Genomic DNA, 22,016 nt, shown 5'->3' on the forward strand with positions numbered 1-22,016 from the left:
GGCGGGGGTCAGCGCAGCAGCCGCAGCGCCGCCGGCGCGGCGGTGACGGTCACCGGCAGGTCGAGGGAGCGTTCCCCGTCGGCGTACGTGGTGATGCCCTCGGCGGCCAGCTCCACCGTCCGCGCCCGGTAGACGCGCGCCAGCGGGTGCGTGACGTGGGTGCCCTGGTAGATCTGCGGCTTGACCCGCATCAGCGTGCGCCTGTCGAACCGGCCGCCCACCACCACGTCCAGCAGGCCGTCGTGCGGGTCCGCGTCCGGGCAGATCCGCATGCCCCCGCCGTAGCTGGCCGTGTTCCCCACCGCGACGAGCACCGCGTCGACCTCCTGCGCCACCCCGTCGAGGACCAGCCGGTAGCGGCGCGGCCGCAGCCGGGCCAGCTCCACCACGATCGCCAGGTCGTACCGGCGCGGGCCGCGCGGCCAGCGCATCCGGTTCGCGCGTTCGTTGACGATCGCGTCGAAGCCGGCCGCGAGCACCGCGCCGAACCAGCGGCCGGCCTCACCGGGCCGGGACAGCCGCGCCAGATCCACCGGCCGGGAGCGGCCGGCGGCGAGCGCCGCGGTGATCACCTCGACCGCGGCCGCCGGGTCGGCCGGGAAGCCGGTCTCCACCGCGAAGTCGTTGCCGGTGCCCGCCGGGACCGGCCCGAACGGCACATCGGTGCCGGCGACCGCCTGCATCGCCCGGTGCACGGTGCCGTCGCCGCCCACTGCGACGAGCGCCCCGGCGCCGCCGGCGACCGCGGCGTGGCACGCCGCCTCCGCCTCCTCGGGGGTACGCGCGCGCAGCAGCTCGACCGGGCGGCCCGCTCCGGCGAGGCGCTCCAGGATCCCGGGCAGCAGACCGCGGTGCCGCCCCCGGCCCGCGGTCGGGTTGGCGAGCACGGCGACGGGGCCGGGCAGGACATGATCGTGCGCGGTCACGGCGAGCACCGTACGGCACAGCTCGCGCCGCCCACCAGACCCAGGTCACACGGCGGGTGGGCGGCACACGCCGACGGCGCCCGGCAGGGGGTGCCGGGCGCCGTGGCGGGGGTGGTTCAGGGGAGGTCGATCGGGCGCAGCACCCGGTCCACCGCGTGCGCGATCTGCTTGTTGCCCTTGTTGATGTCGTACCGCACCACCTTCGCGTTGCGGTCGCTGGTGTCGGCGTCGACCAGGCGCACCTCGCGGCCGTACCAGCAGCGCTTCACGTCCACCTCGACGGTGGCGCCGAGCGCGGTGGTCAGGTCCGCGCCGTCGGCCTTCAGCGCCGCCTTCCGGTCGATCGTCGCGCCGGGCACGACGTGGTAGAGCAGGACGTCCTCCACGGTGTCCACGCCCAGGCCGGCGACCGCGTCGAACGCGGCCTTCTCGCCGGGCAGCTTCTTCGCGGCGGTGATGTCCCGCACCAGCTCGCGGAACGCGTAGTCGTTCGGCACGAACGCGGTCAGCGCGACGGTGCCGTCGGTGAGCACCTTCACCGGCGAGTCCGGCTTGGCCTGCAGCACCGTCAGGACCGCCTTGGTGAGGACGTCGAAGTCCCGCGAGTTGCGGTCGAAGCCACTCTTGTCGGCGGTGAGCACGGCGGCCAGCGACCGCGTACCCGGCTGCTTGGTGCCGGCCTGGGCGGGCACGGCGACGGCGGTGGTGGCCACCGCCGCCGCGGTGGCGCCCACGGCCAGCCGGGCGGCGAGACGAGCGATGTTCATCGGGGAGCCTTTCGTCGAAGCGACCAGGTCCGTGACTGTCGTCACGACCATTGCTTCGCCCCGACCCTCCCCGGTGGATGCACCCGGATCGACGGTTTTCGCGGCCGCCTCAGCGCACCACCAGCCGCTTGCTCACCGACGGCACGCCGTCGCCCTTGACCTTCAGCGACCAGTCCCCCGCCGCACCAAGCGTCACCACCGTCTCGGCGGTGCCGTTGGCCTCGGCCTTCATCTCGGCGACCCGCTTGCCGTCGGGGTTGAGCACGTACAGCGTCCGGGCCCCGGCGGTCTTGTTCGTCACCTTGAACGCGAGCTTCTCGCCCGGCTCCGCGATCAGGGCGTCCACACCGGTCATCGCGTCGTCGGTCAGCTCGATCGTCACCGACCGGTCGTAGGCCACCTCGGCCGCGGCGCTGGCCAGGTTGCCGTCGTCCGACACCGTGATCTTCGTACGCACGCCGTCGCCCTGCCGGCCCGGCTTGCAGGCCACCTCGTACGTGCCGGTCTGCAGCGACGCGCGCAGGTCACCGGTGCGGCCCGCCGGCACGTCCGCGACCTCGGCGATCACCTTGGTGAAGGCGTCGCCCTCCCGGCCGTAGACGTAGACCCCGGTGGCCTGCTGACCCCGGTTGGTCACGGTGAAGGTGACGGTGCCCGGGGTGAACAGCGTGGTGGTGACCTCGCAGCTGGTGTCGGTGGCGGTCACCGGCACCTGCTGGCCCTTCGGCGCGGGCTCGTCGTCACCGCAGGCGGTGAGCGCGGTGGCCGCGCAGAGGACGGTCAGGACGGCGGCGGTACGGCTCTTCATCGGGTTCTCCGGTGCACAGGTCAGACGGGCTGACCGGAACGGGGCGCCGACGCACCCCGGCACACCGCCCGGGGGGCTCGGCGGAGTCAGCAGAGTCTAAGCGCGTACGGCGTCCCGGCAAGGCCCGAGGGCGACCGAAGTCCGGCCCCGGCCGGCGGTGGTCCGCGCGCGGGGCATGATGGCGGGCATGCGCCTGGTCTCCCTGCTCCCCTCCGCCACCGAGATCGTGTACGCGCTCGGCCTCGGCGACGACCTGGTCGGCGTCACGTTCGAGTGCGAGGTGCCCGCGTCGTACCGGTCGGGCACCACAGTGGTCGTCGGCGGCCGGGACACCCGCGGCATGAGTCCCGGCGACATCGACGCGTACGTCCGGGCGCAGGTGGCGGCCGGCGCCGACCTCTACACGCTGCACGCCGGTGCGCTGGCCGGGCTGGACCCGGACCTGATCCTCACCCAGGACCTGTGCCGCGTCTGCGCGCTGCCCTCGGGCCGGGTCGCCGACGCCGTGGACCACCTGGGGTGCCGGGCCGACGTGCTGTCACTCGACCCGTACACCCTCGACGACGTGCTGGCGTCGATCCGCGCGGTCGGCACGGCGGCCCGGGTGCCGGAACGCGCGGAGGCCCTCGTCGACGGTCTGCGGGCCCGGCTCGCGGCGGTCCGCGCGGCGGTGGCGGGCCGGCCCCGGCCACGGGTCGCGGTGGTCGAGTGGGTCGACCCGCCGTTCGGCGCCGGGCACTGGATCCCCGACCTGGTCGACGTCGCCGGCGGCGAGCCGGTCGCCACCCATCGCGGCGCCCGGTCCACGCCCACCACCTGGGCGGCGCTACGGTCCGCCCGTCCCGAGGTGGTGCTGGTGGCGCCCTGCGGGTTCCGTCTCGGCGGCGCGGCCGAGCAGGCCGCCGCGGTGGCCGGTCACTTCCCGGACGCGCAGGTGTGGGCGCTGGACGCGGACGGGCTGATCGTGCGCGCCGGGCCGCGCCTGGTCGACGGCGCCGAGACCATAGCCGCCATCCTGCACCCGGATTCCGTCCCCCCACCCCACCCCACAGCAGCCCGCCGCCTCACCTGACCGCCCCGCCCCGCCCCGCCCCGCCCCGCCCCGCCCCGCCCCGCCCCGCCCCGGCGATCTTGCAGTTTCGGCCCGGGCAAAGAGTGGATATCGGGCACTGGGCGGGCACAAAGTCCAAGATCGACGTGGGATGGGGTGGGGCGCGCCGGGAGGGCTCGGAAAGGCTGCCGGGGAGACGCGGACGCCGTCCCCGTGAGGTGGGGACGGCGTCCGGCGGTGAGCGGGGTCGGTCAGGTCATGTCGTCGTAGCGGCGCTCGATCGGCTTCGGGGCGACGATCGGCTCGGGTGCGCCGATCGGCTCGGACGCCGCGATCCGGCCGCCGGTGGGCACCGGCTCGTCCGACAGGTCCAGCGGTGACACCTCGTCGTCGGCGATGCCGGCGTAGGCCTCACGGCCGCGGCCGCGCCGCCTGTCGTTGAGGAACGCCACCCCCACCGCGGCGAAGTAGAGCGCGCAGAGGCAGATCGCCAGCGCGGTCATGCCGAACGGGTCGGGCGTCGGCGTCACCACGGCGGAGAACGCGAAGAACACGAACACCGCCACCCGCCACCAGCTCAGCAGTCGCTTGGCGCTGGCCAGGCCGACGAAGTTGAGCATCAGCACGATCAGCGGGAACTCGAACGCCACACCGAACAGCAGGATCAGGTTCGTGACGAACGATATGTAGCGGGTCACCTCGAGATTGGTCGCGATGTCGTCGCCGGAGACGTCGAGCAGGAACTCGAGCCCCTTGGTGGTGACGAAGAACGCCAGCACCGCGCCGGCCGCGAACAGCGGGGCCGCCAGGGCGGTGAAGACGTACGCGTACCGCCGCTCGTGGCGGTGCAGGCCGGGTGCGATGAACGCCCAGAGCTGGTAGAGCCAGATCGGCGCGGCGATGATCAGGCCCACCCAGAGGCCGATCTTGAGGTTCAGCAGGAAGACGTCGGCGACACCGAGCTGCACGAACTTGCACTTGCCGGTCGCCGGGTCGAACGACTGCGGCAGGTCGCAGTAGGGCTTCGACAGCAGCACCCGGACCGGCTCGGCCAGCCAGATGCCGAAGCCGAAGCCGACCAGGATCGCCAGCGACGCCCGGAACAGCCGGTTACGCAGCTCACGGATGTGCTCGATGAGCGTCATCGAGCCGTCGGCGGCCCGCGCGAAGTTGCTCGGGCCGCGCTTCTTCAACCCGAAGGCCACGGTGATTGAGGCCCTCTCGGATCAGTTCTCGCGGACGCGCTGCACCGGGTCGGCCGGCGGGGCCACGGGCTGCTGCGGCTGCGGCGCGTACGGCTGCTGCGTGTACTGCTGCTGGGCGTACGGCTGCCCCTGCACGGGCTGCTGCGGCTGGAGCGGCTGGTAGCCGGCCTGCGCGTCGGCCTTCTCGGCGAGATCGCGGTCGTCGTCGTGCAGGCTCTTGGTCTCGGCCTTGATGATCCGCAGCGAGCGGCCCAGCGAGCGGGCCGCGTCGGGGAGCCGCTTCGCGCCGAACAGCAGGATCAGCACGACCACGAGTACGGCGATGTGCCACGGCTTGAGGGCACCCATGGGAAGCTCCAGTCGCTCTGTGTCGGTGAGGGGTGGGTCGTCGCCCATCGTACGTGTGTCGCAGCGGCTTGCCACCCCCGCGGGCCTGCCGGTGCGGGCCCGATCGGTGAAGTTTCGACCAACCCGAAGTGTCCCGTCAACCGTCCAGGTCCGCGCATTCCTGCGCGTAACCACCCGGGAACGCGCAGACGACGCTCACCGGGCCGACAGCCGTCGATCAGTCGCCGCGCTTGGCCTTGATCAACGTGATCCGCTCCTGCGCGAGCGCCGCCCGCTCCTGGAGCGACTCGGCCCGCGCCTGCAACTGCTCGGCGGCCGACCGCAGCGACTCCGCCTCGCCCGCCCGGCGCTGCAACGCCAGCGCGGAACGGCGCAGCCCAGGCAGGCGGCTCACCACCGGACGGATCGCCAGGGCCAGTACGACCAGCGCGAACACCACGACCCCGAGCACGATCCACGTCACCACGGCGGTCAGCCTATCGGGTGACGCCGGCCGCCGCCGGGTCGGCGCTGCCGGCCGGGGTGGCGTACGCGTCGAGCGCGGCCACGGCCTGGGCGCGTACCTGCTCGGCCAGCTCGGCCGGGGCCACCACGGTCACCTCCGGGCCGAGCCCGAGCACGAACCGCCGGGCCCACCCGAGGTCGGTGACGCGCAGCGACACCACCCACTGCTCGCCGTCGGCCTCGACCCGCTCGCACGGATAGTATTCGGTGATCCACCGCTCGCCCCGGCCGATCCGCAGCGTGATCAGCGGCAGGTCGGCCGACGGGCGGAACACCCCGTCGCTCAGATCGTGCGGGCGGGCCTGCGGCGGCACGACCGCCTGCTCCGGCAGCTCGGTCACCGCGTCGATCCGGTCCGCCCGGAACAGCCGCACCGCCTCGGCGCGGCGGCACCACGCCTCCACGTACGCCCGGCCGCCGACCATCAGCATCCGCAGCGGGTCGATGGTGCGTTCGGTGGTCTCGTCCCGGGCCGCCGTGTAGTAGGTGATCCGCAGCGCCCGGCCACGCTCGACGGCGGCGCGCAGCTCGCGTACCCGGGCGCTGTCACCTGGCAGACGGACCTCGACCGGCGCTCCGGCCAGGTCACCGGCGGCGTTCTCGATCTTGGCGAGTGCCCGCTCGACCGCCTCCCGGTTGGCCACGCCCGGCGTCTCGGCGATCATCCGCAGCGCCACCACCAGCGCCAGGGCCTCGTCCGGGGTGAGCCGCAGCGGCCGGTCGATACCGGCGTCGTAGGTGATCGTCACCCGGTCGCCGTCGAACGCCATGTCGATCAGGTCACCGGGGCCGTAGCCGGGCAGCCCGCACACCCAGAGCAGTTCCAGGTCCTCCCGGAGCTGCTTCTCGGTCACGCCGAGGTCGTGCGCCGCCTCGGCGATCTCGATGCCGGGCCGGGCCAGCAGGTAGGGCACCAGGTTGAGCAGCCGCGCCAGCCGGTCGGCGGAGGCACGGCCCGCGCGGGCCGCCGGGCGGGTCACCGGGCACCCCCGGTCACTGCCAGCTCGTCGTGGCGGGCGGCGACCTCCTTGAGGCGCTGGATGACCGCCTCCCGCACCTCCGGTGGCTCCAGCACGCGGACGTCCGGGCCGTACCCGACGATCTGACCGGCCAGGTAGTCGGCGTCGGCGTACGGCAGCACCAGCCGGTCGCCGTCCGGACCGGCCTGGCACTCCACCGCCCAGCGGCGCAGCCCGGCGGCGCGCCCCGGTGTGGCCAGCACGGTGGCCCGGCCGGTGCGCTCCACCGGCCCGGACCAGCGGGCCACGTGGCTGATCAGGTCGACACCGGCGGGCGGCTCGTAGGCGCCCGGCTCGCCGGTCGCCCGGACCGTGCCGACCACCCGGGACAGCCGGAAGCAGCGGGTCGCCGCGCGGTCCAGGTCGTGGCCGACCACGTACCACCGGCCGCGCCAGCACACCACGCCCCACGGCTGCACCCGGCGGCGGGTGGGCGCGTCCCGGTCCGGCACCCGGTAGTCGAAGCTCACCTCGCGGCGGTCCCGCGCGGCGGCGGTGAGCGGCGCGAACGCCGGGTCGACAGTCACCATCGGCTCCAGGCCCAGCGTGGCCTGCGGGTCGACGTCGATGCCGGCGGCGCGCAGCTTCGCCAGCCCGGACGACGCGGCAGCGGCCAGGCCGGCGTGCTGCCACAGCCGAGCGGCGATGCCCACCGCGGCGGCCTCGTCCGGTTCGAGCGGGATGTCGGGCAACGCGTACGCGCGCGGCGCGATCCGGTAACCCGGCTCGGCGTCGAAGACGCTCGCCGTGCCGGTCTCCAGCGGCACCCCCAGCTCACGCAGCTCGGCCTTGTCGCGCTCGAACTTGCGCTGGAACGCCTCGTGGTCCTTGGCGTCGTCCGGGTCGTGCTCGTAGCCGGGCACGGTCGCGGCGATCTGCGCGGCGGTCAGGAAGCGTCGCGTCGACAGCAGGCAGATCACCAGGTTGACCAGGCGTTCGGTACGGGTCCGGGACACGGCCCAAACGCTAGCAGCCCGCACGTCGGGCGCGGGCACCCGCGCGGCGCGGCGCGGGGGTCTTCCCGCCCGGCGGCGGACATCGACCGGTCATAGGGTGATCGCATGGCGGAACCGGAGGTCAAGACCGAGAGCGTCGGCACCGTCGTGGTGGCCGGCGCGGCGAACCTCGCCATCGCCGTCGCCAAGCTGGTCGCGGGCCTGATCTCCGGCTCGGCGGCGATGCTCTCCGAGGCCGCCCACTCGCTCGCCGACACCACCACCGAGGTACTGCTCTACCTGGCACTGCGCCGCGGCGCGCGGCCCGCCGACACCCGGCACCCCTTCGGGTACGGCAAGGAGAGCTACGTCTGGGCGTTCCTCGCCGCGCTGTTCACCTTCGTCGCCGGGGCGGGCTTCGCCATCACGCACGGCGTCACCACCATCCTGGTGCACGAGCACAGCGGCGAATACCTCGTCGCGTACGTGGTGCTGGCGGTCTCCTTCGCGATCGAGTCGGTGTCGCTGGCCCGGGCGGTCCGGCAGGTGCGCGGCGAGTCCCGCCGCTGGGGCACCACCCCGCGCCGCTACCTGCGCCTGACCGCCGACACCACCGTCAAGGCGGTCTTCCTGGAGGACAGCGCCGCGCTGATCGGCCTGCTGATCGCCGCCGGCGGGCTCACCCTGTCGCACCTGACCGGCGACGAGTTGTACGACGGCATCGCCTCGATCCTCATCGGCGTGCTGCTGCTCGTGGTCGCCGCCGTCCTGGCGCGCAGCAACATCTCGCTGCTTGTGGGCCGCTCGGTGTCGGACCGGCTGCACCGGCGCATCGAACGGGAACTGGCCGACGTGCCGACGGTGGACCGGGTCGACACGCTGATGACCATGTTCCTCGGCCCGGACGACATCCTCGTCGCCGCCAAGGTCGACTTCCGCGACGACGCCACCGGCGCCGACATCGAGGCCGCGGCCGACGAGGCCGAACGCCGGCTCACCGGGCACTTCCCGGAGATCGCGTACGTCTTCCTCGACCCCACCCGGTCCCGCTCGGCCGGCCGGACTGCCCGCACCACCCAGGACGAGGCGGGCCGCCCGGTCGACGACCCGGACGCCTGACCCGCCCGGCGCCCGTCCCGGTGGCGGCCGATACCGTGCACCGCATGGTGCGATGGCGGTCCGGCACGGTGACGACGGTACGGCGACGGTGGACCGGCGCCGTCGAACTCGACGTCGACCTGCCCGACGGCACCAGGATGCGCGCCCTGGCCTACCCGGCCCTGGTCGGCGAGCCGGAACCCGGCGACCGGGTGCTGCTCAACGCCGGGGCGCTGCTGATGGGCCTCGGCACCGGCGGCTACGCGCTGGTCGTCGCGCTGCCCGACCGGCTGCCCCCGGACCCGCCGCAGGCCGGCGACAGCCGCGACGCCGGACACCTGGTCAAGGCCCGCTACACGCCACTGCAACCGATCCTGCTCGGCGTGGACGAGGAAGCGTCACCGCACCACGACCGGCTCGCCGCCGCCGACACCGTCGGCGGCATGCCGGTGGTCACCGCCGACCTGCACTCCGCGCTGCCGGCGATCCTGGCCGGGGTACGCGCCGACGCGCCCGACGCCCGGGTCGCGTACGTGCTGACCGACGGCGGGGCGCTGCCGGCCTGGTTCTCCCGCACCCTGGCCGGGCTGGCCGGGCACCTCGTGGGGACGGTGAGCGTGGGCCAGGCGTTCGGCGGCGACCTGGAGGCGAGCACGCTGCACAGCGGCCTGCTCGCCGCCCGGCACGTGCTCGACGCCGACCTGACGATCGTCGCCCAGGGGCCGGGCAACCTCGGCACCGGCACCCGGTGGGGCTTCTCCGGCGTCGCCGTCGGCGAGGCGGTGAACGCGATCGCCACGCTGGGCGGACGCCCGGTCGGCTCGCTGCGCATCTCCGACGCCGACGCCCGGCCCCGGCACCGTGGCGTCTCCCACCACAGCCTGACCGCGTACGGCCGGGTGGCGCTGGCCCCCGCGGAGCTGGTCGTGCCGGATGGTCTCGACCCCGGCCTGGCCGCGGAGGTCGCCGCCGCGCTGACGCCGCTGGCCGACCGGCACCGGATCGTCACCGTGCCGACGGACGGCCTGGACGCGGCGCTGCGGGCAAGTCCGGTAGGCCTGTCCACGATGGGCCGGGGCCTGAACGCCGACCACGCCTACTTCCTGGCCGCGGCCGCCGCCGGCCGGTACGCGGCGGGCCTGCTGAACTGACCGGCGCGGCCCGCTACCGGACCGCGGTGGCCGGCGTCGCGGGACAGGCGCGGCCGGCGTCGCGGACTCGGCTGACCGGCGCGGCGCTCAGCCGAGGAAGAGGATCAGCCCGAGCCAGGCGCCCACGATCAGCGCCAGCGCCACCGCCAGCACCCACGTCGGCACCGTGTAGTCGCCGCGCCTGTTGCGTTCGATCTCGGCGCGGATCTTCTCCCGCCGGCGGTCGATCCAGTTGAGCTTCTCGGTGCCGTCACGGTCGGAGGACGTCTCGCGGCCGGGCCCACCGGCGGATTCGGAAGTGTTCATCGCGACGCCAGCGTACCCGTGGACGGGCGGCCGGTGCCGGGCACCGGCCGCCCGCACGATCACATGCTGGCGATCAGCCGTTCGACCCGCTCGTCGTAGGCCCGGAACGGGTCCTTGCACAGCACCGTGCGCTGCGCCTGGTCGTTCAGCTTCAGGTGCACCCAGTCCACGGTGAAGTCGCGCCGCTTCTCCTGCGCGTGCCGGATGAACTCGCCGCGCAGCCGCGCCCGGGTCGTCTGCGGCGGCGTCTCCTTCGCCTCGAAGATCTCCGGGTCGGTCGCCACCCGGTCCACCTCGCGGCGGCGCTCCAGCAGCCCGTACAGGCCGCGCCCGCGCCGCAGGTCGTGGTAGGCCAGGTCCATCTGCGCCACCCGCGGGTGCGACAGCGGCAGGTCGTGCTTGCGCTGGTAGCGCTCGATCAGCTTCAGCTTGGTGACCCAGTCGATCTCCCGGGCCACCGGGTCCAGGTCGCCGGTCTCGACCGCGCGCAGCACCCGGCCCCACAGGTCGACCACTCGCTTCGCGGTCTGGTCGCCGCCCCGGCGCTCCACGAACTCCGTCGCCTTGGCCAGGTATTCCTGCTGGATCTCGAGCGCCGAGACCTCCTTGCCGGAGGCCAGCCGCACCTTGCGCCGGCCGGTGATGTCGTGCGACACCTCGCGGATGGCCCGGATCGGGTTCTCCAGCGTCAGGTCGCGCATCACCACGCCGGCCTCGATCATCCGCAGCACGATGTCGGCGGTGCCGACCTTCAGCAGCGTGGTGACCTCGTTCATGTTCGAGTCGCCGACGATCACGTGCAGCCGGCGGTAGCGCTCCGCGTCCGCGTGCGGCTCGTCCCGGGTGTTGATGATCGGCCGGCTGCGGGTCGTCGCCGACGAGACGCCCTCCCAGATGTGCTCGGCCCGCTGGGACAGGCAGTAGACCGCGCCGCGCGGCGTCTGCAGCACCTTGCCCGCACCGCAGATCAACTGCCGGGTGACCAGGAACGGGATGAGCACGTCGGCCAGCCGGCCGAACTCGCCGTGCCGGGACACCAGGTAGTTCTCGTGGCAGCCGTACGAGTTGCCGGCCGAGTCGGTGTTGTTCTTGAACAGGTAGATCTCGCCCGCGATGCCCTCGTCGTGCAGCCGCTTCTCCGCGTCGACGAGCAGCCCCTCCAGGATCCGCTCACCGGCCCGGTCGTGTGCCACCAGGTCGGTCACCGAGTCGCACTCCGGAGTCGCGTACTCCGGGTGCGAACCGACGTCGAGATAGAGGCGGGCGCCGTTGCGGAGGAACACGTTGCTCGACCGGCCCCACGACACCACCCGCCGGAACAGGTACCGCGCGACCTCGTCGGGGGACAGTCGGCGTTGCCCGCGATAGGTGCAGGTGACGCCGTACTCGGTTTCGAGGCCGAAGATTCGCCGCTCCATGATGAGACACTAGCCGCCCGGAGCCTCCGATGGGCAGCGCCGACGCTCGCCGCTTGCGATCTCCCCCACCGGATCGGGGAGGTGGCGGGCTCCGTACACGAAAGACCCCGCCACCTCGGCGAGGTGGCGGGGTCCGCGAGCGCGGATCTCACTCGGCGGGCTTGTCCTCCGCGTTGCCCTCCAGATCGGCCGAACCCGCCGACGTGGTCGGCTTCTTCGCCTCCTCCGTCGGCACCGTCGGCGTCTTCGCCCGGCCCGGCGCCGGCGCGACGTCCCCCTCGGCCTCGCCGTTCAGCAGCGCGGTCAGCGCCGCGCCGGTGATCCGCCGGAACGTACGCCCCACCCGGCGCCGGTCCAGGACCGCCACCTCGAGCTGGTTCGCGGCGATCGTGCGGGCCGCACCACCCTCGCCGCCGACGCTGCTCAGCGCCTTCATGGCGGCGCGGACCGCCTCCGACAGCGACATCTCCGGCCGGTGCTCGTTCTTCAGCACCCCGCTGATCGCCTCGGCCTGGCCACCCATCGCCATCCGGCCCGGCTCGTCGTTCACCGAGCCGTCGTAGGTCACCCGGTAGAGGGAGTCGTCCTCGGCGCTGGCGCCCACCTCGGCCACGCAGATCTCCACCTCGAACGGCTTCGACTGCTCGGTGAAGATCGCGCCGAGCGTCTGCGCGTACGCGTTCGCCAGGGCCAGGCCGGTCACGTCGCGGCGGTCGTAGCTGAGCCCGTTGAGGTCGGCCATCCGCACGCCCGCGCGGCGCAGGTTCTCGAACTCGTTGTACCGGCCGACAGCGGCGAAGCCGATCCGGTCGTAGATCTCGCTGACCTTGTGCAGCGTGCTGGACAGGTTCTCGGCGACGAAGAGCACCCCGCCCGCGTAGCTCAGGACCACCGCGCTGCGGCCCCGGGCGATGCCCTTGCGGGCCAGCTCGGAGCGGTCGCGCATGATCTGCTCGGGCGAGGCGTAGAACTGCATGGCCACGGCGGCGGTTCTCCTTCTGCGGGACTGCTGACTCGGTGGACGGTGCGGGGCGGCATCAGCCGCCGGGGTTCTCCATCCGGCCGGACACCACGCTCTCCGCGATCGCCGCCGTCTCGGCGTCGGTGAGCCGGTGGGTGCCCTCGGCGGTAGCGGTCATCACGACCGGGTAGATCCGCCGGGTCAGGTCGGGGCCGCCGGTGGCGGTGTCGTCGTCCGCCGCGTCGTAGAGCGCCTCGACCGCCAGCCGCGTCGCGTCCTCGACCGACAGGCCGGCCCGGAACCGCTTCTTCAGCGCGGACTTGGCGAACAGCGAACCGGAGCCGATCGCGTCGTAACCGGTCTCCTCGTACGGGCCACCGGTCACGTCGAAGCTGAAGATCCGCCCGGCCCGCGCCGGGTCGCTCGCGGCCAGGTCGAAGCCGGCGAACAGCGGGACCACCGCGAGGCCCTGCATGGCCGCGCCCAGGTTGCCGCGGATCATCGACGCCAGCCGGTTGGCCTTGCCGTCGAGCGAGAGCATCGCGCCCTCGATCTTCTCGTAGTGCTCCAGCTCCACCTGGAACAGTCGCATCAGCTCGATGCCGATGCCGGCGGTGCCCGCGATGCCGACGAGCGAGTACGCGTCGGCCGGGTGCACCTTCTCGATGTCGCGCTGGGCGATCAGGTTGCCCATCGTGGCGCGCCGGTCGCCGGCCATGACCACACCACCGGCGGCCGAGATCGCCACGATGGTGGTCGCGTGCGGCGCCATGTCGGCGGCCATGCCGGGCGGCAGCGGCCGACGGCCGGGCAGCATCTCGGGGGCCACCTTGCTCAGGAACGCTGTGAAGGAGGACGTCCCCGCGTTGGTGAACACATCTGGAAGACGCCCGGATGGATCAAAACCCGCTGCCACGTGGTTCCTCTCAGGTACGTGATCGCCCCGGCCGGCCCCACGGGACTGTCCCGGGACCGGCCAAGACCACCGTTGCAGTTGAAGCAGATTATCCCGCGCACCCGTCCGGCGCGATCATCGTGGTGCCGGCGGTTGACGGCCCGCCCGTCGCCCTACGGACGAAACGGACATATGCCCTATTGACCGCCCTTTTGTACGTAGCCCCTCACGAACTCCTCGGCGTTCTCCTCCAGGACGGAGTCGATCTCGTCGAGCAGGTCGTCCACGTCCTCGGTGATCTCGGCGTGCCGCTCGGCCACCTCGGGGTTGGCCTCAGCGGTGACCTCCTCGACCTCCTCGCGGGACTTGCCGGACTGGGTCTGCCCACCCTCTTGCGTAGCCATGGTGGTGCCTCCTCCACGATCGCCTGCGATCAACTTACCTCGCGGGAGCGACGAAAGGCCCGTCGCGTGCCCGTTTCCGGCACCCGGCGGGCCTTCCGGCATCGGGGTCACCCGCCGGTGAGCGTCTCCAGCAGATCCTTGGCGCTCTCGCAGCGGTCGAACAGCTCACCGACGTGCGCGCGGGTGCCCCGCTCGGGCTCCATCATCGGCACCCGGACCAGCGACTCCCGGCCCACGTCGAAGATGACCGAGTCCCAGCTCGCGGCGACCACCTCGGAGGCGTACCGGTCCAGGCAGCGGCCCCGGAAGTAGGCCCGGGTGTCCTCCGGCGGCTCGGTCATCGCGGTGCGCGTCTGCTCGTCGGTGAGCAGCGTCTTCATCGAGCCGCGCTGCACCAGCCGGTGGTAGAGGCCCTTCTCCGGCCGCACGTCGGAGTACTGCAGGTCGACCAGTTGCAGCTTGTGCGAGCCCCAGGCGAGCTTCTCCCGCTCCCGGTAACCCTCCAGCAGCCGCAGCTTGGCCACCCAGTCCAGCTCGTCGGCGCACTCGAAGGCGTCCCGGCCGAGCCGGTCCAGCACGCTCTCCCAGCGGCGCAGCACGTCGGCGGTCTGCGCGTCGACGTCCTTGCCGTAGCGGTCGTCCACGAAGGAGGACACCCGCTCCAGGTACGCCCACTGCACGTCCAGCGCGGTGAGCTTGCGGCCGTCGCGCATCCGCATCAGGTGCTTGAGCGACGGGTCGTGGCTGACCGCGCGCAGTTCGGCCACCGGGTCGGCGATGCCCAGGTCCGCGCCGAGCGCCTTCTCCTCGATCATGGCGAGAATCAGCGAGGTGGTGCCGACCTTGAGGAACGTGGAGATCTCGGAGAGGTTGGCGTCGCCGATGATGACGTGCAGCCGGCGGTACTTGTCGGCGTCGGCGTGCGGCTCGTCCCGGGTGTTGATGATGGGCCGCTTGAGCGTCGTCTCCAGTCCCACCTCGACCTCGAAGAAGTCGGCCCGCTGGGAGATCTGGAAGCCGGCCTGGCCGCCGTCCTGGCCGATGCCGACCCGCCCGGCGCCGCAGACGATCTGCCGGGTGACGAAGAACGGCGTCAGGTACGCCACGATGTCGGCGAACGGCGTCTGCCGGCGCATCAGGTAGTTCTCGTGCGCGCCGTAGCTGGCGCCCTTGTTGTCGGTGTTGTTCTTGTACAGGTGGATCGGGTGGGTGCCCGGGATGGTCGCGGCGCGGCGGGCCGCCTCGGCCATCACCCGCTCCCCCGCCTTGTCCCACCGCACCACGTCGAGGGGGTTCGTCACCTCGGGCGTGGAGTACTCCGGGTGCGCGTGGTCGACGTAGAGGCGGGCGCCGTTGGTGAGTATGACGTTTGCCAGCCCGAGGTCCTCGTCGGCGAGCGCCTCGGCCGGGTCGTACGCGGCGCCGGAGTAGGTGAACCCGCGGGCGTCGCGCAGTGGCGACTCCTCCTCGTAGTCCCAGCGGGCCCGGCCGCCCCGGTTGAGTTCCGGCCGCGCCCCGTAGGCGTTCACCACCTGGGAGGAGGTGACCATCGGGTTGGCTCCGGCCTGACCGGGCACGGAGATGCCGTACTCGACCTCGGTGCCCATGATCCGTCTAACGCTCATCGACCTGCCCGCTCCCGCTCGCCGTCCCGGTCCCCGTCACGTCGAGCGTAGTCGGCGTGACGCGCGCAGGGGGCGTGGCGGCAGCGCCGGGTCCGGTGTGGCGGCTTCCCCCGGGTAAGCGCGAAGGCCCGTGGCGTACGCGCCACGGGCCTTCGTCGAGGGTCGGACTACAGGTATTGACCGGTGTTGCTGGCGGTCTCGATGGACCGTCCGGCCTCGGCGCCCTTGCCGCCGGAGACGAGCGTGCGGATGTAGACGATCCGCTCGCCCTTCTTGCCGGAGATGCGCGCCCAGTCGTCGGGGTTGGTGGTGTTGGGCAGGTCCTCGTTCTCGCGGAACTCGTCGACGCAGGCGTCGAGCAGGTGCTGCAGCCGCAGACCCTTGCGGCCTGAGGTGAGGAACTCCTTGATGGCCATCTTCTTGCCCCGGTCGACGATGTTCTGGATCATCGCGCCGGAGTTGAAGTCCTTGAAGTAGAGGACTTCCTTGTCGCCGTTGGCGTAGGTGACCTCGAGGAAGCGGTTCTCCTCGGTCTCGGAGTACATCCGCAGGACCACCGCGTCGATCATCGCCGCGACGGTGGCCTGGGCGTCGCCGCCGTGTTCGGCCAGGTCGTCGGCGTGCAGCGGCAGGCCGGCGAGGATGTACTTGGAGAAGATGTCCTTCGCCGCCTCGGCGTCCGGCCGCTCGATCTTGATCTTCACGTCGAGCCGGCCGGGGCGCAGGATCGCCGGGTCGATCATGTCTTCCCGGTTGGAGGCGCCGATGACGATGACGTTCTCCAGGCCCTCGACGCCGTCGATCTCGCTGAGCAGCTGCGGGACGATGGTGTTCTCCACGTCGGAGGAGACGCCGGAGCCGCGGGTGCGGAACACGGAGTCCATCTCGTCGAAGAACACGATCACGGGGGTGCCCTCGCCGGCCTTCTCCCGCGCCCGCTGGAAGATCAGCCGGATGTGCCGCTCGGTCTCGCCGACGTACTTGTTGAGCAGCTCAGGGCCCTTGATGTTGAGGAAGAAGCTGGTGTGCCGCTCCTTGCCCTCCCGCTCGGCGATCTTCTTGGCCAGCGAGTTAGCCACCGCCTTGGCGATGAGCGTCTTGCCGCAGCCGGGCGGGCCGTAGAGCAGGATGCCCTTCGGCGGCCGGAGCTGGTGCTCGCGGAACAGGTCGGAGTGCAGGAAGGGCAGTTCCACCGCGTCGCGGATCTGCTCGATCTGCGCCTGGAGGCCGCCGATGTCCTCGTAGTTGACGTCGGGCACCTCCTCCAGGACCAGTTCCTCGACCTCGCTCTTCGGGATCCGCTCGTACGCGTACGCCGAGCGGGGCTCGATCATGAGCGAGTCGCCGGCCCGGATCGCACTGCCGATCAGGGTCTCGGCGAGGTGCACGATGCGCTCCTCGTCGGAGTGCGAGACCACGAGCGCCCGGTCACCCGGAGCGCCCTCGGGGCCCGCCAGGATCTCCTTGAGCATCACCACCTCGCCGACCCGCTCGTAGCCGAACGCGTCGACGATGTTGAGCGCGTCGTTGAGCAGGACCTCCTGGCCACGGCGCAGCTCGTCGACCTCCAGCGAGGGCGAGACGGCCACCCGGAGCTTGCGCCCGCCGGTGAACACGTCCACCGTGCCGTCGTCGTGCTTGGCCAGGAAGACGCCGTAGCCACTCGGCGGCTGGGCGAGACGGTCGATCTCCTCCTTGAGCGTCACGATCTGCGCGCGAGCCTCCTTGAGGGTGCTCACGAGCCGTTCGTTGTTCTCGGTCAGCCGCGCCAACTGTGCCTGGGTGGCCGCCAGCCGCTCTTCGAGCTGCCGGACGTGTCGGGGGCTTTCGGTCAACTTGCGCCGCACCAGAGCGAGTTCCTCTTGCAGGAACGCGACCTGCGTGGAGAGATCGTGGGCTTCCTTTTCCCACCGTGCGGCGCGCGAGTCCGCGTCGTCGCTGCGTGCCACGTCCCACCTCCCCGGGGGGCTTGAACGTTCTGACCTAACACTAGCCGCTATGAGCCCGATTCGGTCCACAGCAACGCGCTCGTCACCGAAGCTTGATCGCGAAGGGCTGGTCGCGGGGCGGGTACGGGCGTTCGGGTACCGTCGGAGTGTGGGACGGGAGAACATGGGGGGTGCTTCGTGACCGACGTCGCGACCGACCAGTTGCAGGTCTGGGTGGATCAGGACCTCTGCACCGGTGACGGGCTCTGCGTGCAGTACGCGCCGGAGGTCTTCGAGTTCGACGTCGACGGCCTGGCGTACGTCAAGGGCCCGGACGGCGAGCTGCGGCAGGCCCCGGGCGCCCGGGTGGACGTGCCGGAGCACCTGCGCCTCGAGGTGATCGACTCGGCGAAGGAGTGCCCGGGCGAGTGCATCCACGTGGTGCGCGGCAGCGACGGCGTGGAGGTGGCCGGCCCGGAGGCCGACGACTGACCGTAGACGGACACGACGGGCCGGGGACACACGTCCCCGGCCCGTCGTGCGTCCGCCTCAGAGCAGGGGCCGGCCGACCACCGAGGCGACCAGCCGGGCGAACTCCTCCAGCCGGGCGATCTGCCCGGCCCCGCCGTCGTCCAGCGTCTTGCCGAAGCGCAGCGCGTCGTGCCGGGGCGCGCCGATCGCCTCGTCGCTGGGTGGCGCCTCGTCCAGCGAGCTGAGCAGCAGGTACACGTCGATGCTGTCGACCCGTACGGTGCCGTTGTCGGCGCGCATGAGCCGCCGCCGGCAGCCGACCTCGGTGACGGTGGACAGCGGCACCACCCGCAGCGACGAGGTCATCGCGCCGGGCGGCCCCTCCCCCGGCGGCACGTCCTCGCCGTGCCAGAGCACCAGCCGGCTGCCGTCGCAGACGACGACCTCCTGCCACACCCCGTTCACCTCGTTGACGAAGCGTTCCAGCGTGAAGCCGAGCACGGAGGCGCCGCGCAGCACGCCGTCGAGCGCCTCCAGCGCGATGTCCGGGTCGCGCAGGTACGCCCGCGCGGCCGACTCCAGGTCCGTGTAGGGCGACCAGTCCGGGAAGACGGCCGGCAGGTCGCCGTTGCCGTAGCCGGGGTTGCTCACGCCGCCTCCCGCCGGCCCGCGCCGCGGCGCCGCCATCGGTTCCGGTCACCGGCACGGGCGCGCCGCCCGACGCGCGCCCCGATCCGCTCGCTCATGCCACCGTCTCCACCCGCTCAGGTGTCGTCCCCACCGGCACACATGATCCGCCCGTGCGCGCGCGCCCTCGCGGCGGGGGTCAGGACTCCTGCGGCTCCTCCGCCGCGCGGGCCGCGGCGGCCGCGCGCAGGGCGTCGCGGCGCTGCGCGTACGCCTCGGCGCCCTTGCTGGGCTTGCGCCGGCGCGGCGGCGCGGTGACCCCGGGGGCGAGCTTGCGCGCGGACACCAGGAACGCGGTGTGGGCGATCATCCGGTGGTCCGGGCGGACCGCGAGCCCCTCGGCGTGCCAGTCGCGCACGAGCGACTCCCAGGCGCGCGGCTCGGTCCAGCCGCCGCGCTCGCGCAGCGCCTCGACCAGCTCGGACAGCTGCGGGGTGGTGGCCACGTAGCCGATCAGCACGCCGCCGGGCACGAGCGCCCGCTCGACCATGTCGAGCATCTCCCACGGGGTGAGCATGTCCAGGATGATCCGGTCGAATCCGGTCTCGGCGCAGTCGGCGACGTCGCCGACGTGCAGGTTCCAGGCCGGGTGCGGGCCGTTGAAGAACGCCTCGACGTTGCGGCGGGCGATCTGCGCGAAGTCGTCGCGCACCTCGAACGAGTGCAGCTCGCCCTCGGTGCCGACGGCCCGCAGCAGCGAGCAGGACAGCGCGCCGGATCCGGCGCCGGCCTCCAGCACCTTGGCGCCGGGGAAGACGTCGCCCATGGCGACGATCTGCGCCGAGTCCTTCGGGTAGATCACCTGGGCGCCGCGCGGCATGGACAGCACGTAGTCCGACAGCAGCGGCCGCAGCGCCAGGAACGCCGTACCGCCGCCGGCGGTGGTGACCACGCTGCCGTCGGGCAGGCCGATCAGGGTGTCGTGCTTGAGGATCCCGCGGTGGGTGTGGAACTCCTTGCCGGGCTCCAGCGTCACGGTGTGCATCCGGCCCTTCGGGTCGGTCAGCTGGACCCGGTCGCCGGGCCGGAACGGCCCACGGTGCACCGGGGGCAACGCCGGGACGGTGGAGATCTCTGCGGTCACGTGTTCGTCTTCCGTTCGGGTTCCAGGAGCTGGGCGAGATCCGCGATGTGCAGCACGCCGACCACATCTTCGCCTGCCGTCACGACGTACTGCGCGCCCGGGTGGGTGCGCACCGTCTCCAGCACCCGCTCGCCGTCGGTCCCGAGCGGCAGGGCCGGCACGGCGGCCAGGTCGCGGGCCACCTCGTCCACCGCGACCCACGGCCTCCGTTCCGGGGGTACGCGGGCGGCGCGCGCCGGGTCGACCAGGGCGACGGTACGGCCGGCCGAGTCGGCCACGCCGAGCGCCGCGTCGGGGGTGCCCGCCTCGTCGCGGCGGCGCTGCGCCTCGGCCAGCGGGGTACCGGCGGGCACCGGCAGCACCGGGCGGGCCAGCCGGGCGAGGTCGACCAGGTGCAGCCGGCGGCCGATGCGGGCCAGCCGGATCGACTGGCCGGCGCCGCGCCACAGCGTCAGCGCGACGAGCAGGAGCAGCGGCAGGGCCAGCGGGGCCAGTGCCCGGCGCATGGTGAGCACCACGACCAGCGCCAGCGTGCCCAGCGCGACGGCCCGGCCCACCCAGCCGGCCACCTCGGTGCCGCGGTGCCGGTCGCGGGTGAGCGCCCACACGGCGGCGCGCAGTGCCCGGCCGCCGTCCAGCGGCAGCCCGGGCAGGCTGTTGAAGATCGCCACCACCACGTTGCTGACCGCGAGCTGGAAGGCGAGCTGGTGGCCGAGCGTGCCGGCGGGCAGGGCGAGGGTGGCGGCGACCGCGCCGGCGCCGAGCACCGCGGAGACGGCCGGCCCGGCCAGCGAGATCAGCAGCTCGACCCGAGGGCTGGGGGCGTCGCGGTCCATCTCGGTGTACCCGCCGAGCAGTTCCAGCGTGATCCCCCGCACACCGATGCCGTACCGGCGGGCGGTCAGCGCGTGCCCCAGCTCGTGCAGCAGCACGGAGCCGAGCAGCGAGATCACGAACCCGAGGCCGACCAGGTAGCCGCCGAGCGGGCCGAGGTCGAGCTGGCGGCGGGCCAGCGCCGCGTACAGCACGGTGACCACGACCGTGAGCAGCAGCATCGAGGCGTCGACGCGCAGCGGCACCCCGAGCACCCGGCCGAGGCTGAGCCCCGGCCGGCGGGGTTCTCGGCTCCGCTGCTGCACCGGCCCGATGCTACGTGAGCTGAGCTTCGGCGAGCCCCGCAGCCGTGGACGACCGAGGGCGCCACGATCCCGATCATGCTTCGGTGCGGCGAGGCCGGCCCTGTCACACGCGTGCCCTAACCTTCCGGGCATGACGGCGGAACCGATGATCGACAGTCCCGGCGACCAGACGGCGGCAGCGGCGCCGGTCACCGTGCGGGCCTCGTTGTCGCCGTCGCGGGCGGCCGACTTCAAGACCTGCCCGCTGCTCTACCGGTTCCGCAGCATCGACCGGCTGCCCGAGCGGCCGACCGTCGAGCAGGCCCGGGGCACGCTCGTGCACGCCGTGCTGGAGCGGCTGTTCGACCTGCCCGCCGCCGCGCGCACCCCGGAGTCGGCCGGTGACCTGGTCGCCCCGCAGTGGGACCGGCTGCTCACCGAGGAGCCGGAGCTGGCCACGCTGTTCGCCGACGGCGACGCGGTCGGGCCGCAGGAGTTCCTCCGGTCGGCGACGGCACTGCTGGACGGCTACTTCGCGGTGGAGGACCCGCGCCGGCTGGAGCCCGCCGAGCGCGAGGCGCTGATCTCCGCGGTGGTGGACGACGAGCTGCTCATCCGGGGTTACCTCGACCGGCTCGACGTCGCGCCGGACGGCGCGCTGCGGGTGGTCGACTACAAGACCGGCGGGGCGCCGCGCGAGGCGTTCGAGGCGCGGGCGCTGTTCCAGCTCAAGTTCTACGCCCTGGTGCTGTGGCGCACCCGGGGCGTGGTGCCGCGGGTGCTGCGCCTGCTCTACCTCAAGGACGCCGAGGTCTGCGACTACGCGCCGGACGCCGACGAGCTGGTGCGCTTCGAGCGCACCGTGGTGGCGCTGTGGCGGGCGATCGAGCAGGCCACCGCCCGGCAGGACTTCCGTCCCCGGCCGAGCCGCCTGTGCGACTGGTGCAACCACCAGGCGCTGTGCCCGAGCTACGGCGGGACGCCGCCGCCGTTCCCGGTGGCCGCCGCCGCGCCCGATCCGCTCGTGGACGCCCGCTCCCGCCCGGTGGCGCCCGGCGCCGACGAGTGACCTCCGCTCCCGCCGGAGGGTGCCCGGGCTGACGCCTGGCCGGACGGCCCCGGATCGGCGGGCGATCCCGCGCAGGACCAGCACGCAAAGACGCCCGCGTTCCCGCTGGGTAACCACCCCCGCCTGACCGCCCGCTTCCCGCCGCCTGGGGGCATGCGGGCCACTTCGGGGAGGTGGCGGGATCGACTGGGGCGGGACGCGCCACCTCGGGGAGGTGGCGGGGTCGATGGGGGGTGGG

Annotated in this window: 24 protein-coding genes; 5 read left to right on the forward strand and 19 right to left on the reverse strand. The window is 73.0% G+C overall.

Annotated elements, in window-relative coordinates; all coding sequences use genetic code 11:
* Positions 1-8: 8 nt before the first annotated feature.
* From OC439_RS28750 to OC439_RS28760, 3 genes are all read right to left on the reverse strand, one after another.
* Positions 9-935, reverse strand: a complete 927-nt coding sequence (locus tag OC439_RS28750; RefSeq protein WP_262016161.1) for a diacylglycerol kinase family protein — start codon at positions 933-935, stop codon at positions 9-11.
* Positions 936-1,042: 107 nt separating this feature from the next.
* Positions 1,043-1,693, reverse strand: coding sequence for a fasciclin domain-containing protein (locus tag OC439_RS28755; RefSeq protein WP_410054970.1), 651 nt, complete (start codon positions 1,691-1,693; stop codon positions 1,043-1,045).
* 109 nt (positions 1,694-1,802) lie between these two features.
* A complete protein-coding gene (locus OC439_RS28760; protein WP_064446096.1) occupies positions 1,803-2,501 on the reverse strand; it encodes a hypothetical protein in 699 nt (232 codons plus the stop codon).
* Positions 2,502-2,688: 187 nt separating this feature from the next.
* Here OC439_RS28760 and OC439_RS28765 point away from each other — a divergent pair, with 187 nt between their 5' ends.
* A complete protein-coding gene (locus OC439_RS28765; RefSeq protein ID WP_262016163.1) occupies positions 2,689-3,573 on the forward strand; it encodes an ABC transporter substrate-binding protein in 885 nt (294 codons plus the stop codon).
* Between the two features lie 230 nt (positions 3,574-3,803).
* Here the strand turns inward: OC439_RS28765 and tatC are convergent, their stop codons facing one another.
* From tatC to OC439_RS28790, 5 genes are all read right to left on the reverse strand, one after another.
* Positions 3,804-4,757, reverse strand: coding sequence for a twin-arginine translocase subunit TatC (gene tatC / locus OC439_RS28770; protein WP_262016164.1), 954 nt, complete (start codon positions 4,755-4,757; stop codon positions 3,804-3,806).
* Between the two features lie 21 nt (positions 4,758-4,778).
* A complete protein-coding gene (gene tatA / locus OC439_RS28775; RefSeq protein ID WP_194801580.1) occupies positions 4,779-5,105 on the reverse strand; it encodes a Sec-independent protein translocase subunit TatA in 327 nt (108 codons plus the stop codon).
* Between the two features lie 217 nt (positions 5,106-5,322).
* Positions 5,323-5,571: a hypothetical protein gene (locus OC439_RS28780; RefSeq protein ID WP_135239965.1), complete on the reverse strand. Its 249-nt coding sequence runs from the start codon at positions 5,569-5,571 to the stop codon at positions 5,323-5,325.
* Between the two features lie 10 nt (positions 5,572-5,581).
* Positions 5,582-6,589 (reverse strand): helix-turn-helix transcriptional regulator, encoded by a 1,008-nt coding sequence (locus tag OC439_RS28785; RefSeq protein WP_135239964.1) that lies wholly within the window; start codon positions 6,587-6,589, stop codon positions 5,582-5,584.
* Positions 6,586-7,584, reverse strand: a complete 999-nt coding sequence (locus tag OC439_RS28790) for a helix-turn-helix transcriptional regulator (RefSeq protein ID WP_013286115.1) — start codon at positions 7,582-7,584, stop codon at positions 6,586-6,588. The genes OC439_RS28785 and OC439_RS28790 overlap by 4 nt, the downstream gene beginning before the upstream one ends.
* 105 nt (positions 7,585-7,689) lie before the next feature.
* Between OC439_RS28790 and OC439_RS28795 the strand changes: the two genes are divergently transcribed.
* Both OC439_RS28795 and OC439_RS28800 read left to right on the forward strand, forming a co-directional pair.
* Complete coding sequence (locus tag OC439_RS28795; RefSeq protein ID WP_262016165.1) at positions 7,690-8,682, forward strand: cation diffusion facilitator family transporter; 993 nt, start codon at positions 7,690-7,692, stop codon at positions 8,680-8,682.
* A gap of 44 nt (positions 8,683-8,726) precedes the next feature.
* Complete coding sequence (locus OC439_RS28800) at positions 8,727-9,812, forward strand: DUF3866 family protein (RefSeq protein ID WP_262016166.1); 1,086 nt, start codon at positions 8,727-8,729, stop codon at positions 9,810-9,812.
* Positions 9,813-9,899: 87 nt separating this feature from the next.
* Here the strand turns inward: OC439_RS28800 and OC439_RS28805 are convergent, their stop codons facing one another.
* The 8 genes from OC439_RS28805 to arc all read right to left on the reverse strand — a co-directional run bounded on the left by OC439_RS28805 (position 9,900) and on the right by arc (position 17,370).
* Complete coding sequence (locus OC439_RS28805) at positions 9,900-10,118, reverse strand: hypothetical protein (protein WP_262016167.1); 219 nt, start codon at positions 10,116-10,118, stop codon at positions 9,900-9,902.
* A gap of 59 nt (positions 10,119-10,177) precedes the next feature.
* A complete protein-coding gene (pafA, locus tag OC439_RS28810; protein WP_013286109.1) occupies positions 10,178-11,536 on the reverse strand; it encodes a Pup--protein ligase in 1,359 nt (452 codons plus the stop codon).
* A gap of 148 nt (positions 11,537-11,684) precedes the next feature.
* Positions 11,685-12,518: a proteasome subunit alpha gene (prcA, locus tag OC439_RS28815; RefSeq protein ID WP_262016168.1), complete on the reverse strand. Its 834-nt coding sequence runs from the start codon at positions 12,516-12,518 to the stop codon at positions 11,685-11,687.
* A 55-nt stretch (positions 12,519-12,573) separates the two neighbouring features.
* Positions 12,574-13,413: a proteasome subunit beta gene (gene prcB / locus OC439_RS28820; protein WP_315985957.1), complete on the reverse strand. Its 840-nt coding sequence runs from the start codon at positions 13,411-13,413 to the stop codon at positions 12,574-12,576.
* Positions 13,332-13,514, reverse strand: coding sequence for an endonuclease domain-containing protein (locus OC439_RS30410; RefSeq protein ID WP_357208756.1), 183 nt, complete (start codon positions 13,512-13,514; stop codon positions 13,332-13,334). Before OC439_RS30410 ends, prcB begins: the two co-directional genes overlap by 82 nt.
* A gap of 75 nt (positions 13,515-13,589) precedes the next feature.
* Positions 13,590-13,796 carry a ubiquitin-like protein Pup gene (locus tag OC439_RS28825; RefSeq protein ID WP_013286106.1) on the reverse strand — a complete coding sequence of 69 codons (207 nt, stop codon included), beginning with the start codon at positions 13,794-13,796 and terminating at the stop codon, positions 13,590-13,592.
* A gap of 107 nt (positions 13,797-13,903) precedes the next feature.
* On the reverse strand, positions 13,904-15,421 hold the full coding sequence (gene dop, locus OC439_RS28830; protein WP_355512578.1) for a depupylase/deamidase Dop: 1,518 nt from the start codon (positions 15,419-15,421) through the stop codon (positions 13,904-13,906).
* Between the two features lie 167 nt (positions 15,422-15,588).
* Positions 15,589-17,370 (reverse strand): proteasome ATPase, encoded by a 1,782-nt coding sequence (arc, locus tag OC439_RS28835; RefSeq protein ID WP_018784497.1) that lies wholly within the window; start codon positions 17,368-17,370, stop codon positions 15,589-15,591.
* Between the two features lie 177 nt (positions 17,371-17,547).
* Here arc and OC439_RS28840 point away from each other — a divergent pair, with 177 nt between their 5' ends.
* The gene (locus OC439_RS28840; protein ID WP_043324386.1) at positions 17,548-17,841 is read left to right on the forward strand and encodes a ferredoxin; all 294 of its coding nucleotides are present in this window, start codon (positions 17,548-17,550) and stop codon (positions 17,839-17,841) included.
* A gap of 57 nt (positions 17,842-17,898) precedes the next feature.
* Here the strand turns inward: OC439_RS28840 and OC439_RS28845 are convergent, their stop codons facing one another.
* The 3 genes from OC439_RS28845 to OC439_RS28855 all read right to left on the reverse strand — a co-directional run bounded on the left by OC439_RS28845 (position 17,899) and on the right by OC439_RS28855 (position 20,679).
* Positions 17,899-18,471 carry a hypothetical protein gene (locus OC439_RS28845; RefSeq protein ID WP_013476950.1) on the reverse strand — a complete coding sequence of 191 codons (573 nt, stop codon included), beginning with the start codon at positions 18,469-18,471 and terminating at the stop codon, positions 17,899-17,901.
* A 175-nt stretch (positions 18,472-18,646) separates the two neighbouring features.
* A complete protein-coding gene (locus OC439_RS28850; RefSeq protein ID WP_135239956.1) occupies positions 18,647-19,591 on the reverse strand; it encodes a tRNA (adenine-N1)-methyltransferase in 945 nt (314 codons plus the stop codon).
* A complete protein-coding gene (locus OC439_RS28855) occupies positions 19,588-20,679 on the reverse strand; it encodes a M50 family metallopeptidase (RefSeq protein WP_410054971.1) in 1,092 nt (363 codons plus the stop codon). The genes OC439_RS28850 and OC439_RS28855 overlap by 4 nt, the downstream gene beginning before the upstream one ends.
* Before the next feature lie 181 nt (positions 20,680-20,860).
* Between OC439_RS28855 and OC439_RS28860 the strand changes: the two genes are divergently transcribed.
* Positions 20,861-21,778 carry a RecB family exonuclease gene (locus tag OC439_RS28860; protein WP_135239954.1) on the forward strand — a complete coding sequence of 306 codons (918 nt, stop codon included), beginning with the start codon at positions 20,861-20,863 and terminating at the stop codon, positions 21,776-21,778.
* The last annotated feature ends 238 nt before the right edge of the window (positions 21,779-22,016 follow it).

This window comes from Micromonospora sp. Mcm103 (genome assembly GCF_024519755.1).
Taxonomy (GTDB): domain Bacteria; phylum Actinomycetota; class Actinomycetes; order Mycobacteriales; family Micromonosporaceae; genus Micromonospora; species Micromonospora aurantiaca.